The following is a 13,839-nucleotide window of genomic DNA, read 5'->3' as shown; positions in this document are numbered from 1 at the left end:
CCGACGGCGCGTCTTTCCGCTAAGCTGGGGCGTGAAGCCGCAAAGCGAAAGCCCCGGGAGGCGCGCCATGGACACCGTGATCCACAATCCGACCGACGGGGTCTACGCCGCCACCGGCGACTACGTGCATGCCCTGGAAGTGCGCAATCCAGCCCGCATGCTGTTCGTGGCCGGGACGATGGGGTTGGACGCCAAAGGCGTGGCGGGAACTGGCCTGGACCATCAGCTGGAGCTGGTCTGGTCGAACCTGCGGACCATCCTGGCCGCCGCCGGCATGACCGTCGACAACATCGTGCGCCTGACCAGCTACCTGCGCGATCCGGCCTATGCCGAGGCGAACGGCGCGGCGCGCGTGAAGGCCCTGGGCGACCGGCGCATCCCGACCACGGCGATCGTCGTCCAGACCCTGGCCGAGGACTGGCTGATCGAGCTGGAGATCATCGCCGTGGCCTAATCCTTCAGGCCCCGCAGCCGGTTCACGTGGCCCATCTTCCGTCCCGGCCGGGCCTCGCCCTTGCCGTAGAGGTGGACGCGGGTTTCGGGCTCGGCGGCCAGCTTGGCCCAGGCCTCGACCTCGGGGCCCAGCAGGTTGGTCATCTCGACATGGGCGCGCGGGGCCGTGGGGCCCAGGGGCCAGCCGGCGACGGCGCGGATGTGCTGCTCGAATTGGTCGACCTCGCAGCCGTCCTGGGTCCAGTGGCCGGTGTTGTGGACGCGGGGGGCGAACTCGTTGACCAGCAGCTTGCCGCCGGCCAGCTCGAACAGCTCCACGCCGATCACGCCGACATATTCCAGGGCGGTCAGGATCTTGGCGACGATGGCCTCGGCCTGGTCGCGGGTGGCGGCGCTGACCTTGGCCGGCGCGCTGGTGCGGCGCAGGACGCCGCCCTCGTGGTGGTTGTCCGACAGTGGATAGCAGGCGATCTCGCCGTCGCGGCCGCGGGCGGCGATCACCGACAGCTCGCGCACGAAGTCGGCCGGGGCCTCCAGGATGGCCGGCTGGCGGCCGATCTTGTCGAAGGCCGCGGCGGCTTCGGCGGGGCGCTGGATCCAGGCCTGGCCCTTGCCGTCATAGCCTTCGCGACGGGTCTTCAGCAGCGACGGGGCGCCGATCTGGGCGACGGCGGCGGCCAGGCTTTCGGCGTCGTCGACGGCCGCGAACGCGACGGTGGGCGCGCCGATCTCGGCCAGGAAGGTCTTCTCCACCACCCGGTCCTGGGCGGCGGCCAGGGCCTTGGCGCCGGGGGCCGCCGACACGCCCAGGGCGGTCAGCTCGGCGACGGTGGCGGCGGGCACGTTCTCGAACTCGTAGGTGACGACGTCGCAGACCTCGGCCAGGCGCTTGAGGGCCCAGCGGTCGTCATAGGGGCCGACGATCTGGCGGCTGGCGACGCGGCCGGCCGGGCTGTTCTCCTCGGGGTCGAGGATGACCACGTCGAAGCCCAGGCGCGCGGCGGCCAGGGCCAGCATGCGGCCCAGCTGTCCCCCGCCGAGGATGCCGATCGTGGAACCAGGAGCCAAAGGGGAAGCGGGCGGGAACATGCTCATCAGTCTTCGACGCTTTCGACGACGCTGTCGGTCTGTTCGGCCCGGAAGGCGGTCAGGCGCTGGGCCAGGGCGGGGTCCGAGGTCGCCAGGATCTGGGCGGCCAGCAGGCCGGCGTTCCTGGCGCCCGCCTCGCCGATGGCCAGGGTGGCGACGGGCACGCCGCCCGGCATCTGGACGATGGACAGCAGGGAATCCAGGCCGTTCAGGGCCTTGGACTGCACCGGCACGCCCAGCACCGGCAGGATGGTCATCGAGGCCACCATGCCCGGAAGGTGCGCGGCGCCGCCGGCTCCGGCGACGATCACCTTGTAGCCGGCGGCCTGGGCCGCGGTGGAGAACTCGACCAGGCGCTGGGGGGTGCGGTGGGCCGAGACCACCTTGGCCTCCCAGGCCACGCCCAGGGAATCGAGCGCGTCGGCCGCCTTCTTCATGGTCGGCCAGTCCGAACGACTGCCCATGACGATAGCGACGGGTGGCGTGGCGGTGGGCATCGGCGACGATTTCCCCAGAAGGCGGTGGAGCGCCGCTGGAGGCGCTCAGTGACCTGACGGCCGTGAATCGCGGGCCTTATAGCCGCTGGCGCCCGGGCTCCAAAGCCCGTTCTCACCAGAAAACCGCAGGCGATCCCGGACGATAGTGCGGCGCCGCGACGCTGCGACACATGGCCGTCGCCATTGTCATGGTTAATGAAAGAACGCAGAAATACGCGAAGCTTCACCGCAAGTGATTCCCCAAGTGGCTTTCGTCGTCCCATGAAGATCACCAGCGCCCGCACCGAATCCTTCTCGGCGATCCGTCGCCGGGCGCTGACCGAGGCCGCGGGGCCGGTGGTGGCGCGGGCCGTGGTCGCCGCCGACACGGCCGGGTTCCTGGGCCTGTCGGAAGCCGACCTGACCCCGCAGGTGCAGTCGGCCCTGAAGACCCTGATGGTCGAGATCGACGACCTGCGCAACGAGGTCGCCCGCCTGAAGTTCAAGTTGGGCGAGGCGCAGGGCCTGGCCGACCTGGACGTGCTGGCCCCGGTGCTGAATCGCCGGGCCTTCCTGCGCGAGATCAAGCGGGTCGCCGCCTTCGCCCAGCGCTACGGCTCGCCCGCCAGCCTGGTGTTCTTCGACCTGGACGGCTTCAAGGCCGTCAACGACCGCTTCGGCCACGCGGCCGGCGACGAGGCCCTGAAGGTCGTCGCCCAGCGCCTGCAGGCCAATGTCCGCGAGAGCGACGTGGTGGGCCGGATCGGCGGCGACGAGTTCGCCGTGCTGCTGGTCCAGGCCGATCAGCAGACCGCCGTCTCCAAGGCCGAGACCCTGGCCGCGGCCGTGCGCGACATGCCGGTGCAGGTGGGCGAATGGTCGGTGCCGTTGCGTGTCTCGTGGGGCGTGCGCGAGATCGAGGCCGGCGCCGATCCCGAAGTCGCCCTGGCCGAGGCCGACGCGGCGATGTTCCTGAAGAAGCGCTCGCGCAAGGAAGCGTGACGTTTCGGTTCCGGGCGCTAGGCTGCGAGCTTCAGTATAGCCGTCGGACCCAAGCAGCATGTTCAAGGCCCTGTCGATCGCCCTGGCGTTCGCGATCGCCTCTCCGGCCTTCGCCCAGCAGACCAAGCCTGATTTCTCGCTGATCGACCCCGCATGGGCGGTCAAGGAGACCGACCGCGGCTTCCAGAACGGCCAGTCCAAGGTCGCCTGGAAGGCGCTGAAGCGCAATTTCCCCGCGGACTATCAGGCGTTCGTCGTCGAATACGCCAACGCGACGCTCAAGCACGAAGAGCATGCCCCGATCGCTCGCCGGTTCATCCAGGACCACACCCTGGGTGCGCTGGCGCTCGCGCGGAAGGCTCCCGCGCCGCAGCTGGCCCGCATGCAACGCTCGCGCGCCAAGCTGATCCAATACCTGGCGACGTCCGATGTGGCGGCCTGCGCCGTGATGGCGAAAGGCGGGGACCTGTCCAGTTTCGACCCGACCCGGGATCCTCTGGCCACGGCCTTGTTCTACGAGAACCTCGCGACGTTCGCCGACGCGGCGGGAGCGGGGCGCGACAGGCCGACCTCGCGGACGCCGTTGGACGCCGAGGACGTCGCCAGGCTCAAGGCCTTGATCGTCAGGCAGGGCGGCACAGCGCCAGAGGCCGATGCGATCTTTTCGCCGGACGCCATCGCCGGCGACAACGCCCAGTCCTGTCGTTATGGCGTGATGTTCTACAAGGCGATGGCCGCCGCGCCCGACGAAACGGCGGCCAGGTTCGCCATCAGATAGTTCGCTCGCGTCGAGAAAGCCCCTCTATGTCCAGGTCGCACCGCAACGCCCCCTGTCGCCCCGTCGCGCGGGCGTGCGGCCTTGCCGCCGAAAGGGTGCGATCATGAGCAAGGGCGACAAGGACGCCTGGAACCTCCGGGACCTCGTCCTCCTCCTGCTGTTCGCGCCCCTCTTCGGCTTCATCGCCTACATGCAGTACCGCCAGCTTCAGCCCAAGACGCCCGAAGTTCGCGGTCCCATCGCCGTCCAGGGGATCTTCCCGTACAGCACCACGGGCGCCGACAGGAGGGACCCCTACCTGTTCCAAGGCGAGGACGGCCGTGAGTACCAATTCAATTGCGATCAGGTCCATGGCGGCCGAGGACCGCACTTCAACATCTGCCTGTACCCCGCACGCGGCAATCCGGCCGGCGAGTTGGGCGGGCGGCCGGTGGAGGTGCGCTATCTGGCGCTGCAGTATCCGGCGGGCTGGCTGGGCGCGACCGAGCCGCACCTGGTCATGCTGTCGGTGCGCGAGAACGGCCGGGTGCTGTATCGCAACAATATCTGGGTCAGGACGAAGTCCGCGGCGTGGGAGCGGCGGCTCTGAACGATCGCGGCCCTAGGCGATGATGTCCGGCGTCAGCCGGTCTTCCAGGCGGACGATCTCGTCCTTCAGGGAGAGCTTGCGGCGCTTGAGACGGGCGATCTGCAGCATGTCGGGCTGGGGGCGCTCTTCGAGGGCCTCGATCGAGTCCGAGAGGTCCTGGTGCTCTTCGCGCAGCGTGGCCAGCCGTCGCTCGATGGCGACGTCGGATTCGTCGGAAGGATCGTCGTCGTTCATGGACGCTCCTCCATGCCTTGCCCCGATCGGCGTCTTAAGGGCGGTGATAGATAGCAAAGCCTGACAGCGGGTAAAGGGCGTTGAAGCGGCTCTAGGAAAGCGTGTCGGAAAGGGCGCGCAGGGCGGCTTCACGGGGCGGCGGGCCGGCCGCCTGGGCCGCCTCCAGCAGGGCCTCGAACAGGTCCCGCCGCGGGCCCGGATCGCCGCTCAGGGCCTCCAGGCTCTCCATCAGCAGCTTCTCGCCGCGCAGCTCGACGGCCTTGACCGCGCCGCGGAAATCCTCGCGCGCGTCGTCGTCGATCGCGGGCCAGGCCGGCTTGATCGCGCGGCGGACGGCGCGCAGGGGCGAGCCGACCTCGGCGTCCCATCGCCGGACCAGGTCGGCGGCGACCCCGGCGTCGGCGTCGCGTCCTTCGCTGGCTCGCCAGGCGGCCCACAGCAGATAGGGCACGTTCTGGCCGTGCTGGTCCTGCAGCGACAGGCACGCCTCTGCGACAGACGGTCGCGCATAGACCTCCAGGGCCCACTGCCAAAGCCGCATCCGCGTTAACCCCTCAGGCCTTTTCAGGCGTCGCCAGTAATCGTCGCCAGGTCTTCGCCCCAGCGTTTGACCGGCCGCCACGAGAGGCCGAACAGGTCGAACGCGCGGCCCACCGATTGGTCCACCATCTCAGCGATCGATTGCGGTTTTGCGTAGAAGGCGGGCAGGGGCGGGGCGATCACGGCGCCCATCTCCGCCAATTTGGTCAGGGTGCGCAGGTGGCCCAGGTGCAGCGGCGTCTCGCGCACCATCAGCACCAGGGGGCGGCGCTCCTTCAGGGTCACGTCGGCGGCGCGGGTCAGAAGCGAAGCCGTTACGCCCGTTGCGATTTCGCTCATGGTCCGCACCGAGCAGGGGGCGACGATCATACCCAGCGTGCGATACGACCCTGACGCGATCGCCGCCCCGACGTCGCCCACGCGATGGACGACATCTGCCTTTTCATTGACCTGCGCGACGGAAAATCCGGTCTCCTGCGACAGGGTCAGGGCCGCCGATTTCGACAGGACCAGGTGGCTTTCCACGCCCAGTTCGCGGCAGGCGTCCAGCGCCCGCAGACCGTAGACAACCCCTGACGCTCCCGAGATTCCAACGACCAGGCGAGGTTTTTCGGGCGAAGTCGGCGAGGTCGACATGGTGAATTTTCGTCCGTCTTGGGAGCAAGCTGCGCCAGGTCAAGCGCCGCCGATTGCAATCATATGTGATCTGACAGCTTCGAACAGCGGGTGTTGACTTCGACGTCCACCAGCAAGGAGCCGACAGCCATGGCCATCGAATCCCGTATCCGCGAGCTTGGATCCCGTCATGAGAGCCTCGACCGCACGATTCAGGAGGAGACCCGTCGTCCCGTCAGTGACACCACCCTGCTCAGGGAGTTGAAGCGGCAGAAGCTCAGGCTCAAGGAGGAAATCGAAGGCCTCAGGGCGCGACTTCACTAGCCCCCTCTAGCCATCGCCGCGTCGGAATGGCGGTGGCCGCCAGAGGAGGCCGAAAACAGAAAGGCCCGCTCCGTGCAGACGGGGCGGGCCTTTTGCTTGAGCGGCGGGGAGCTTAGTCCTCGTCGTCCTCTTCGTCGTCGGCCACGTAGGTCGACTTGCCGAACACGTCCTCGGCCTTGGGCTCGATGCGCGAGGCGCGGATGGCGGCCTCCTCGTCGTCGTGATCCTCGGGCAGGGCGCTGGTCTCGGAGGCCGGACGCAGGGTCGGGTCTTCCGGCAGGATGCCCCTCTTCAGGTCGTCCTTGGCCTTCTTCTCGGCGGCCTTCTTGACCAGGGCGTCCAGCTCCAGCTGGCCGACCAGGCCCAGGGTCACGGGATCGATCGGCTTGATGTTGGCGGCGTTCCAGTGCGTGCGGGCGCGGACCTGCTCGATGGTCGACTTGGTCGTGCCCAGCAGCTTGGAGATCTGCGCGTCGGTCACCTCGGGGTGATGGCGCAGGAACCAGGCGATGGCGTCCGGACGGTCCTGGCGGCGCGACACCGGGGTGTAGCGCGGGGCCTTCTTCTGCGGCTTCAGCAGCTCGGCGTGACGGCTGACCTGGGCCTTCATCCGATAGTCCGGATTGGCCTGGGCGCGGTCCAGTTCCTCGCGGGTCAGCTGGCCGTTGCCGATCGGGTCGGCGCCGCGGATGTCGCGCGCCACTTCGCCGTCGGCGATGCCGCGGACTTCCAGGGGGTGCAGGCCGCAGAAGTCGGCGATCTGTTCAAAGCTAAGCGACGTGTTGTCCACGAGCCAGACGGCCGTCGCCTTGGGCATCAGGATGTCGGACATGCGGTCCTCCAGAAATGACGGCGCCCGACCTTGCGGCCGGGCGGGATGTTCAGCCTGGAGCTATAATGCGGTTTCTCGGGAAAGGGAACGGGGATCAACCATTCCCCAGATTCAGCGGCGCATGGCGGGTCGAAGCCGCGTTTTCGCGCAGGCCTTCCAACCGCTCGCGTCGGCCGACGGCGCGCAGGGTGACCAGTCCGCCGCCGCCCACCGCGAAGGCCAGGGCCAGGCCCAGGGCGAACGGCGAGGTGTCCAGGCCTCGCCCCTGACCGTCGAGGAAGAACAGGAAGCCCGGCCCCATCAGCATCGACAGGGTCAGCCATTGCAGCCAGGCCTCCGGCTTGCGGACCTCGAACCAGACGAGGGCGATCACCATGGCCGCGCCCAGGACGCCCAACTCCACGCGGTGGGGATGGACCGTCAGCGCGTGCAAGCCGTGCAAAGTGCCGTTCAGGCTCATGGGCGTCCTCCGTTCGCCCAGGGCTATCACCGCAGGTTGCGGGCGGGAAAGGCGGCTCCCCCGATGGGCGATCGGACCGGCCGGGCGATCAACCCGCCGGGGTCCGGACGCGTCTAGGCCAGCAGCACCACCTTGCCCACGTGCTCGCCCGCCTCGAGATGGGCGTGGGCGGCGGCGGCTTCTTCCAGCGGGAAGGTGGCGTCGATCACGGGCTTGAGCTTGCCGGCCGCGATCCACGGCCAGACCAGGCGCTCGATCTCGGCGGCCAGGCGGGCCTTCTCGTCGGCCGGGCGGGGACGCAGGGTCGAGCCGGTGATCACCGCCCGCTTCTGCATGATCTTCATCACCGGGACCTCCAGCACCGGCCCGGCCAGAGCGGCGATGTAAACGATGCGGCCGCCGGTGTTCAGGGCCTCGAGGTTCTTCTCGAAATAGCTGGCCCCGACCATGTCCAGCACCACATCGACGCCGCCGGCTGCCTTGGCGACCTCGGCGAAGTCCTCGGTCTTGGCGTCGACGGCGATGTCGGCGCCCAGGGCCAGCGCCTGGGCCTTCTTGTCGGCGCCGCGGCCGGTGGCGATCACCCGCGCGCCGTGCGCCTTGGCCATGGCGATCGCGGTTGTCCCGATACCGGACGTCCCACCATGAATCAGCAGCGTCTCGCCAAGCTTCAGCGCCCCATGTTCGAACACATTGGCGAACACCGTGAACACCGTCTCGGGCAGGGCGGCGGCGTGGGCGAAGTCGAAGCCTTCGGGAACGGGCAGGGCGTGGCGGGCGTCGACCACGGCGTACTGGGCGTAGCCGCCGCCGCCCAGCAGGGCGCAGACCTTGTCGCCGGCCTTCCAGCGTCCCGATCCGACCACGACCTCGCCCGCGACCTCCAGGCCCAGGGTGGCCGGCGCGCCGGGCGGCGGCGGGTAGAAACCCAGGCGCTGCAACAGGTCCGGACGGTTCACCCCGGCGGCGCGCACGCGGATCAGGATCTGGCCGGGCCCCGGTTGCGGGCGTTCGACGGTCACCGGATGCAGGGCGTCGGCGGCCCCTTTCCCGCCTTCGATGGCGATGGCGGTCATGGTCTCGGACATGGCGGAACATCCCGTGAGGCTTGCGTCCGGCCCTTGGTAGGCGTCAGATGCCGGATCGAAAAGGGGTCGAGCAAAGGGAGACCGATCCGATGATGGAAGAACCGGTCGAGCCGCGCGCCTTCCGTGGCGATGCGCTCAACGCCACCACGCATGAAGACCTGGACACCTACGGCGTGGCCGAGCTGGAAGAGCGGATCGAGGCGCTGGAAGCGGAAATCGCCCGCACCCGCGCCCAGCTGACCAAGAAAAAGGCGGGGCGCGACGCGGCCAATGCGCTGTTTGGTCGCCTAGACTAACGATCGGTTTACGCTACAGGCGGACTCTCGGGCCCGCCTGACTCGGATACGATTTGCGTCGAACTTGGGGAGGGGCGGTCGCGAAACGGGACGATCACGTCTGGCACGGGGGTTGCAGTCCCCCTGTCCGGCGAGACGGTCTCGCGGCCTTTCGAAGGGGCAATGAGTAGCTATGACCGAGTTGAACGTGGCCCAGGCCCCCTGGCGTGCTGGCGTGATCCAGGATTTCGCCCGCTCCGAACTGTTTGATCGGACCTTCGAGGAAGGCATGACGCTGGTCGAGGAGACCGCCGCCTATCTGGACGGGGCCGGCCGCCACGACAGCAAGATCCTCTCGCGCAACGCCGCCCTGGCCTACGCCAGCGAAAGCATGCGCCTGACCACCCGCCTGATGCAGGTGGCCTCGTGGCTCCTGGTGCAGCGCGCGGTCAAGGAAGGCGAGATGGCCGCCGAGGCCGCCTGCGCCGAGAACTACCGCCTGGGCCTGGAGAGCGGCGAAGCCGCCGCCGTCGAGGACCTGCCCTTCGGCCTGGTCAACCTGCTGCAGCGCTCCGAGCGCCTCTACGAGCGCGTCCGCCACCTGGACAAGCGCATGTACGTCGAGGCCGCCACCGAGGAAGAAGCCCCGCGCCCGGTGCAGGCGCATTTCGACCGCCTCAGCGCGGCGTTCGGCGCGGCCTAGGCCGCGCCTCTTCCCCCTCCGGGGAAGACGACCGCGAAGCGGTCCGTAGGGGGCAAGTGTTAGCCGCGCCGCCGCTAACCTTTGTGCGCCCCATCCCGTCTCACTTGCCCCCACCTGGCGGCTGCGCCGCCTGTCCGCCCCGTCGAGGGCGGATCAAAACAGAAAAGGCCGGCCCGCTAACGCGGAACCGGCCTTTCGTCGCCCTTACGGCGAGAAGCGCGGAACGCTTACTTCTTGGCGGTGAAGCCGGCGAACTTCGCGTTGAAGCGCGAGACGCGGCCGCCACGGTCCATCATCTGGGCGTTGCCGCCGGTCCAGGCCGGGTGCACGCGCGGATCGATGTCCAGCGCCAGGGTGGCGCCTTCCTTACCGTAGGTCGAACGCGTCTTGTACGACGAGCCGTCGGTCAGGGTGACGGTGATGAAGTGATAGTCGGGGTGAATGTCTTGTTTCATCGGGCGATCCAACCGACTTGAGGCGGCATGTAAGAATGTGTGGGCGGGAGCCGAACCTTGCGGGTGGCTCTCGGAGACGCGCGGCTATAAAGAAAGCGCGCGAATTTGGCAAGGGACAGTTGATGAGTGACGTGAACGCGGGCGAGATTTCGGCCGAGGGCAGGCCGAGCGCGGGCGCGGAGCTGGTCCAGAATCTGGCCGAGGCCGCCAACCGCCGTCCGCGCCGCAAGGACATCCGTCCGCTGGCGCATCTGCTGCCTTTCGTGCGCCGCCACGTGGGCGACGCCCTGGCCGCCGGCTTCTTCCTGCTGTTCTCGACCAGCGCCACCCTGGGCCTGACCGGGGCCTTCAAGGGCGTGATCGACAAGGGCTTCAGCAAGGGCTCGGGCGAGGCGGTCAACAGCGCCTTCCTCGGCCTGGCGGCGGTGGCCCTGCTGCTGGCGGTGGCCACGGCCCTGCGATTCTTCTTCGTCACGCGCCTGGGCGAGCGGGTCGTCGCCGACCTGCGCCGGGCGCTCTACGGCCACACCCTGAAGCTGGACCCGGCCTTCTTCCTGAAGACCCGCACCGGCGAGGTGCTGTCGCGGATGACGACCGACATCACCATCGTCGAGCAACTGGTGGGCACCAGCGTCTCGGTGGCCCTGCGCAACACGCTCAGCCTGATCGGCGGCCTGGGCTACATGGCCTTCGTCAGCCCCAAGCTGGCCGGTTTCATCGTGTTGATGGTGCCCGTGGTGCTGGCGCCGATCTTCCTGCTGGGCCGCAACGTCCGCAAGCTGTCGGTCACCGCCCAGGACAAGTTCGCCGATGCGGTCGGCTACGCCGGCGAGAGTCTGGACGCCCTGGACACCGTCCAGGCCTTCGGGCGCGAGGGCGCGGCCGACACCCGGTTCGGCGGCGCGGTCGAGACGGCCTACAAGGCCTCGATCCGGCGGGTCAGCGCCCGGGCCCGCATGACCGTCGTGGTCATGACCCTGGCGTTCGGCGGCGTGACCCTGCTGCTGTGGGTCGGGGCGCACCTGGTGCTGTCGGGCGAGATGACGCCGGGCACCCTGGCCCAGTTCGCCATGCTGGCCATCTTCGCCGCCGGCTCGGTCGGCGCCCTGGGCGAGGTCTGGGGCGACGTGCAGAAGGCGGCCGGGGCCATGGACCGGATCTCCGAGCTGCTCAATTCCCAGCCCGGCATCGCCGCGCCGGAAAAGCCCAAGACCCTGCCGGTCCCCTCGCGCGGCGCCATCGCCTTCGAGGGCGTGACCTTCGCCTATCCGGGCCGCCCGGACCTGCCGGCCCTGAAGGGCTTCGACCTGGTCGTGAAGCCGGGCGAGACCGTGGCCCTGGTCGGGCCCTCGGGGGCGGGCAAGAGCACGGTGCTGCGGCTGCTGCTGCGATTCTATGACCCGCAGACCGGCGTGGTGCGCCTGGACGGCGTCGACCTGCGCGACGCCGATCCGGCCGAGGTCCGCGACCGCATGGCCCTGGTGGCCCAGGACAGCCCGCTGTTCTCGGGCTCGGCCCTGGACAACATCCGCTTCGGCCGCGAGGACGCCACCGAGGCCGAGGCCCGCGCCGCCGCCGACGCGGCCCAGGCCACGGCCTTCATCAACGCCCTGCCGGAGGGTTTCGACACCCCGGTGGGCGAGCGGGCCAAGACCCTGTCGGGCGGCCAGCGCCAGCGCCTGGCCATCGCCCGCGCCCTGGTGCGCGACGCCCCGATCCTGCTGCTGGACGAAGCCACCAGCGCCCTGGACGCCGAGAACGAGCGCCTGGTCCAGAAGGCCCTGCACGACGCCATGAGCGAACGCACCACCCTGGTCATCGCCCACCGCCTGGCCACCGTGCTCAAGGCCGACCGCATCGTGGTCATGGAGGACGGCCGGGTGGTCGAGCAGGGCACCCACGCCGAGCTGGCGGCCCAGGGCGGCCTCTACGCCAAGCTGGCGCGGCTGCAGTTCGGGGTGGAGGCGGCCTAGGGCCCGGTTGACCGGCCGGCCGCAACCTCGGATGGTGCGGTCAAGCTTGTAACCCTGGGGGCTTTCCAATGAACGACCTGTCGCGCTGGCTCAATCCGGCCGCCGCCATCTCCACCGAGGACGAGGCCCTGGCCTCGGGCCGCGCCGGCGCCGTGGGGGCGTTCGTCAGCGCCGCCCACGGCCTGTTCGGCGCGGCGCTGATCGCCGTGAACATCGACGGCTACCTGGCCCAGCTGCGCGCCGTCACGGCCACCATGTACGGCGAGAGCAGCCAGGCGGGGCAGGCGGCCCTGGCGATGATGGGCCCGGCGATGGTCTACACCACGCTCGCCATGAGCGTCGGGTTCGCGGCCGTGTTCGCGATCGTCGGCGTCGTGCAGTGGCGCAAGCCCAACGCGGTCATCCCGCTGCTGCTGGGGTTGCTGGCGCTCTACAGCCTGCTGATGCTGGTCTTGAACATGGCCAATCCCGCGACGGCGAGCGCCCACATGATCCCGGCCTGGCGCCAAGCCCTGGCGGTGGTGGTGGACCTGGTCTGCCTGCTGCTGTTCTACAACGGCCTGCGGGGCGCCAACCGCCTGCGCAAGCTGCGCGACGCGGCCTAGCTATTCGGCGGCGGTCGCCGTCGGCGCCGCCGCCTTTTCCTCCCGCCGGATCACGTCCACGTGCTCCAGCTGCAGCTTGAGCTCGGCGATCGCCTTGTGCTCGGGCAGGCCCTGCTTCTCGGCCCAGTCGATGACCACCGACAGGGCCTCGCCGATCCGGCCCAGCTGGCGGCCGTAGCTGCCGACCTCGTCCAGGATCCGCGCCTCGACGCCGGGGGCGGCCGACTTGCCCAGGTTGACGGTGAACAGGCTGAAATCGCCGAAGGTCCAGGACCACGGATTGATCGTCTGGGTCAGCTGGCTGGGCGCGAGGGCGAGCTTGAAGTCGGGCATGGCGGGGCTCCCGGGATGACGCATCATCAACGCTGAGATGTGTCTCGACGCGGGACATCTTCCACGATCGGGCGACAATCGCACGCACGCCTAATCAATAGGCGCCGTCCCTCCCCCTCGTGGGGAGGGTGGACGCGAAGCGGACGGGTGGGGGATCGGTGCAGGGCGCCTAACTCAGCAGGCCCCACCCGACCCTGGCTCCGCCAGGGCCACCCTCCCCATGAAGGGGAGGGAAGGAAAAAGACCTAGGCCGCCGCGCGGCCCTCGACCGCTTCCAGATCGACCCCCAGCCGCGTCCGCAGTTCCTCGCGCCCCAGCGTCGTCAGCTTGGCCGCGCGGCTGCCGGCGACGGTCTCGATCCAGCCCAGGGCGACCATGCGGCTGAGCAGGGTCACGCCAAGCGGGCCGGCCAGGTGGTGGCGGCGCTCGGTCCAGTCCAGGCACTGGCGGGCCGCGCCGCGCTTGGAGCGCGTGGCCTCGAGGTCCAGGCCCAGGTCCTCGAACCAGGCGCGGCCTTGCGGGGTGACCGCGTAGAGCTTGTCGTCGGCGGGGCGGATCAGGTCGCGGGCGACCAGGGCGTCGGTCACGGCGATGCCCAGCCGCCCGGCCAGGTGGCCGTAGCAGCAGCGGCCGTCGCGCAGGGCGCGGGCCTGGGGCGAGCGGGGCTGCTCCAGCGAGCGGACCGGCGCGGCCAGCACGGCCAGGGCCTCCAGCACGTGGGCGACCTCGGCGTTGGCCAGGCGGTAGTAGCGGTGGCGGCCCTCGCGCTCGACGCTGACCAGTCCGCCGTCGACCAGCTTGGCCAGGTGGTTGCTGGCCGCTTGCGCCGTCAGGCCCGCGGCCCAGGCCAGGGCCCCGGCCGGATGGGCCCGGCCGTCCTGCAGGGCCTGCAGCATGGCCGCCCGGCTGGGATCGCCGATCAGGGCGGCGGGGGAGGCGATATTGGCTTCCATGGACTGACTATAAGACAGCCATCGCCCGGATGCTTCACTCCCGCGTGTAACATCGGGCCGCG

20 protein-coding genes are annotated in these 13,839 nt (G+C 69.7%); 9 read left to right on the top strand and 11 right to left on the bottom strand.

Annotation, left to right across the window (positions count from 1 at the left end; translation table 11 throughout):
• Positions 1-67 precede the first annotated feature (67 nt).
• Positions 68-454, top strand: coding sequence for a RidA family protein (locus tag BR39_RS0116870; protein ID WP_029914294.1), 387 nt, complete (start codon positions 68-70; stop codon positions 452-454).
• Here the strand turns inward: BR39_RS0116870 and BR39_RS0116865 are convergent.
• Together BR39_RS0116865 and purE are read right to left on the bottom strand one after the other, a co-directional pair.
• On the bottom strand, positions 451-1,542 hold the full coding sequence (locus BR39_RS0116865) for a 5-(carboxyamino)imidazole ribonucleotide synthase (protein ID WP_369795647.1): 1,092 nt from the start codon (positions 1,540-1,542) through the stop codon (positions 451-453). The genes BR39_RS0116870 and BR39_RS0116865 overlap by 4 nt on opposite strands.
• Before the next feature lie 5 nt (positions 1,543-1,547).
• Positions 1,548-2,039: a 5-(carboxyamino)imidazole ribonucleotide mutase gene (purE, locus tag BR39_RS0116860; protein ID WP_029914291.1), complete on the bottom strand. Its 492-nt coding sequence runs from the start codon at positions 2,037-2,039 to the stop codon at positions 1,548-1,550.
• A gap of 261 nt (positions 2,040-2,300) precedes the next feature.
• Here purE and BR39_RS0116855 point away from each other — a divergent pair, with 261 nt between their 5' ends.
• The 3 genes from BR39_RS0116855 to BR39_RS0116845 all read left to right on the top strand — a co-directional run bounded on the left by BR39_RS0116855 (position 2,301) and on the right by BR39_RS0116845 (position 4,387).
• The gene (locus BR39_RS0116855) at positions 2,301-3,020 is read left to right on the top strand and encodes a GGDEF domain-containing protein (RefSeq protein ID WP_029914289.1); all 720 of its coding nucleotides are present in this window, start codon (positions 2,301-2,303) and stop codon (positions 3,018-3,020) included.
• Between the two features lie 58 nt (positions 3,021-3,078).
• Positions 3,079-3,798 carry a hypothetical protein gene (locus tag BR39_RS0116850; protein WP_029914281.1) on the top strand — a complete coding sequence of 240 codons (720 nt, stop codon included), beginning with the start codon at positions 3,079-3,081 and terminating at the stop codon, positions 3,796-3,798.
• 103 nt (positions 3,799-3,901) lie between these two features.
• Complete coding sequence (locus tag BR39_RS0116845) at positions 3,902-4,387, top strand: hypothetical protein (protein WP_029914279.1); 486 nt, start codon at positions 3,902-3,904, stop codon at positions 4,385-4,387.
• A gap of 12 nt (positions 4,388-4,399) precedes the next feature.
• Here the strand turns inward: BR39_RS0116845 and BR39_RS0116840 are convergent, their stop codons facing one another.
• The 3 genes from BR39_RS0116840 to BR39_RS0116830 form a co-directional block, all read right to left on the bottom strand.
• A complete protein-coding gene (locus BR39_RS0116840; RefSeq protein ID WP_029914277.1) occupies positions 4,400-4,621 on the bottom strand; it encodes a YdcH family protein in 222 nt (73 codons plus the stop codon).
• A gap of 91 nt (positions 4,622-4,712) precedes the next feature.
• Positions 4,713-5,162 (bottom strand): TIGR02444 family protein, encoded by a 450-nt coding sequence (locus BR39_RS0116835; protein WP_029914275.1) that lies wholly within the window; start codon positions 5,160-5,162, stop codon positions 4,713-4,715.
• A gap of 23 nt (positions 5,163-5,185) precedes the next feature.
• Entirely contained in the window at positions 5,186-5,797 is a 612-nt protein-coding gene (locus BR39_RS0116830; RefSeq protein WP_029914273.1) for a UbiX family flavin prenyltransferase, read from the bottom strand.
• A 129-nt stretch (positions 5,798-5,926) separates the two neighbouring features.
• Here BR39_RS0116830 and BR39_RS25395 point away from each other — a divergent pair, with 129 nt between their 5' ends.
• Positions 5,927-6,100, top strand: a complete 174-nt coding sequence (locus BR39_RS25395) for a YdcH family protein (RefSeq protein ID WP_035018606.1) — start codon at positions 5,927-5,929, stop codon at positions 6,098-6,100.
• Positions 6,101-6,212: 112 nt separating this feature from the next.
• Here BR39_RS25395 and BR39_RS0116820 read toward each other — a convergent pair whose 3' ends face one another.
• The 3 genes from BR39_RS0116820 to BR39_RS0116810 form a co-directional block, all read right to left on the bottom strand.
• Positions 6,213-6,932 (bottom strand): DUF1013 domain-containing protein, encoded by a 720-nt coding sequence (locus tag BR39_RS0116820; protein WP_029914271.1) that lies wholly within the window; start codon positions 6,930-6,932, stop codon positions 6,213-6,215.
• A 94-nt stretch (positions 6,933-7,026) separates the two neighbouring features.
• Complete coding sequence (locus BR39_RS0116815; RefSeq protein WP_029914269.1) at positions 7,027-7,392, bottom strand: hypothetical protein; 366 nt, start codon at positions 7,390-7,392, stop codon at positions 7,027-7,029.
• Between the two features lie 113 nt (positions 7,393-7,505).
• Positions 7,506-8,480: an NAD(P)H-quinone oxidoreductase gene (locus BR39_RS0116810; protein ID WP_029914266.1), complete on the bottom strand. Its 975-nt coding sequence runs from the start codon at positions 8,478-8,480 to the stop codon at positions 7,506-7,508.
• Between the two features lie 89 nt (positions 8,481-8,569).
• On the opposite strand from BR39_RS0116810, the gene BR39_RS0116805 reads away from it, so the two are divergent.
• Complete coding sequence (locus BR39_RS0116805; protein WP_029914264.1) at positions 8,570-8,776, top strand: DUF1192 domain-containing protein; 207 nt, start codon at positions 8,570-8,572, stop codon at positions 8,774-8,776.
• Between the two features lie 172 nt (positions 8,777-8,948).
• The gene (locus BR39_RS0116800) at positions 8,949-9,458 is read left to right on the top strand and encodes a DUF1465 family protein (RefSeq protein ID WP_029914262.1); all 510 of its coding nucleotides are present in this window, start codon (positions 8,949-8,951) and stop codon (positions 9,456-9,458) included.
• Positions 9,459-9,685: 227 nt separating this feature from the next.
• Here BR39_RS0116800 and rpmE read toward each other — a convergent pair whose 3' ends face one another.
• The gene (rpmE, locus tag BR39_RS0116795) at positions 9,686-9,913 is read right to left on the bottom strand and encodes a 50S ribosomal protein L31 (RefSeq protein ID WP_029914260.1); all 228 of its coding nucleotides are present in this window, start codon (positions 9,911-9,913) and stop codon (positions 9,686-9,688) included.
• 119 nt (positions 9,914-10,032) lie between these two features.
• On the opposite strand from rpmE, the gene BR39_RS0116790 reads away from it, so the two are divergent.
• Positions 10,033-11,886, top strand: a complete 1,854-nt coding sequence (locus tag BR39_RS0116790) for an ABC transporter transmembrane domain-containing protein (RefSeq protein ID WP_197026721.1) — start codon at positions 10,033-10,035, stop codon at positions 11,884-11,886.
• Positions 11,887-11,954: 68 nt separating this feature from the next.
• Positions 11,955-12,491 carry a hypothetical protein gene (locus BR39_RS0116785; protein ID WP_029914256.1) on the top strand — a complete coding sequence of 179 codons (537 nt, stop codon included), beginning with the start codon at positions 11,955-11,957 and terminating at the stop codon, positions 12,489-12,491.
• On the opposite strand, the gene BR39_RS0116780 is transcribed toward BR39_RS0116785, so the two are convergent.
• Together BR39_RS0116780 and BR39_RS0116775 are read right to left on the bottom strand one after the other, a co-directional pair.
• A complete protein-coding gene (locus BR39_RS0116780; protein ID WP_029914255.1) occupies positions 12,492-12,824 on the bottom strand; it encodes a hypothetical protein in 333 nt (110 codons plus the stop codon).
• A gap of 245 nt (positions 12,825-13,069) precedes the next feature.
• Positions 13,070-13,777 (bottom strand): helix-turn-helix transcriptional regulator, encoded by a 708-nt coding sequence (locus tag BR39_RS0116775; RefSeq protein WP_029914253.1) that lies wholly within the window; start codon positions 13,775-13,777, stop codon positions 13,070-13,072.
• Positions 13,778-13,839: the final 62 nt, after the last annotated feature.

Origin of the sequence: Caulobacter sp. UNC358MFTsu5.1 (assembly GCF_000712075.1) — a bacterium.
GTDB lineage: Bacteria > Pseudomonadota > Alphaproteobacteria > Caulobacterales > Caulobacteraceae > Caulobacter.
The sequence above is the reverse complement of the archived record's forward strand: the minus strand, read 5'-3'. Positions and strand labels throughout refer to the sequence as shown.

Bases quoted from the DNA above. Each gene is read 5' to 3' on its own strand.
- BR39_RS0116840 (WP_029914277.1), bottom strand. From the start codon at position 4,621: ATGAACGACGACGATCCTTCCGACGAATCCGACGTCGCCATCGAGCGA.
- BR39_RS0116835 (WP_029914275.1), bottom strand. From the start codon at position 5,162: ATGCGGCTTTGGCAGTGGGCCCTGGAGGTCTATGCGCGACCGTCTGTC.
- BR39_RS0116850 (WP_029914281.1), top strand. From the start codon at position 3,079: ATGTTCAAGGCCCTGTCGATCGCCCTGGCGTTCGCGATCGCCTCTCCG.
- purE (WP_029914291.1), bottom strand. From the start codon at position 2,039: ATGCCCACCGCCACGCCACCCGTCGCTATCGTCATGGGCAGTCGTTCG.
- BR39_RS0116780 (WP_029914255.1), bottom strand. From the start codon at position 12,824: ATGCCCGACTTCAAGCTCGCCCTCGCGCCCAGCCAGCTGACCCAGACG.
- BR39_RS0116845 (WP_029914279.1), top strand. From the start codon at position 3,902: ATGAGCAAGGGCGACAAGGACGCCTGGAACCTCCGGGACCTCGTCCTC.
- BR39_RS0116785 (WP_029914256.1), top strand. From the start codon at position 11,955: ATGAACGACCTGTCGCGCTGGCTCAATCCGGCCGCCGCCATCTCCACC.
- rpmE (WP_029914260.1), bottom strand. From the start codon at position 9,913: ATGAAACAAGACATTCACCCCGACTATCACTTCATCACCGTCACCCTG.
- BR39_RS0116830 (WP_029914273.1), bottom strand. From the start codon at position 5,797: ATGTCGACCTCGCCGACTTCGCCCGAAAAACCTCGCCTGGTCGTTGGA.
- BR39_RS0116870 (WP_029914294.1), top strand. From the start codon at position 68: ATGGACACCGTGATCCACAATCCGACCGACGGGGTCTACGCCGCCACC.
- BR39_RS0116805 (WP_029914264.1), top strand. From the start codon at position 8,570: ATGATGGAAGAACCGGTCGAGCCGCGCGCCTTCCGTGGCGATGCGCTC.
- BR39_RS0116800 (WP_029914262.1), top strand. From the start codon at position 8,949: ATGACCGAGTTGAACGTGGCCCAGGCCCCCTGGCGTGCTGGCGTGATC.
- BR39_RS25395 (WP_035018606.1), top strand. From the start codon at position 5,927: ATGGCCATCGAATCCCGTATCCGCGAGCTTGGATCCCGTCATGAGAGC.
- BR39_RS0116775 (WP_029914253.1), bottom strand. From the start codon at position 13,777: ATGGAAGCCAATATCGCCTCCCCCGCCGCCCTGATCGGCGATCCCAGC.
- BR39_RS0116815 (WP_029914269.1), bottom strand. From the start codon at position 7,392: ATGAGCCTGAACGGCACTTTGCACGGCTTGCACGCGCTGACGGTCCAT.
- BR39_RS0116820 (WP_029914271.1), bottom strand. From the start codon at position 6,932: ATGTCCGACATCCTGATGCCCAAGGCGACGGCCGTCTGGCTCGTGGAC.
- BR39_RS0116865 (WP_369795647.1), bottom strand. From the start codon at position 1,542: ATGTTCCCGCCCGCTTCCCCTTTGGCTCCTGGTTCCACGATCGGCATC.
- BR39_RS0116810 (WP_029914266.1), bottom strand. From the start codon at position 8,480: ATGTCCGAGACCATGACCGCCATCGCCATCGAAGGCGGGAAAGGGGCC.
- BR39_RS0116855 (WP_029914289.1), top strand. From the start codon at position 2,301: ATGAAGATCACCAGCGCCCGCACCGAATCCTTCTCGGCGATCCGTCGC.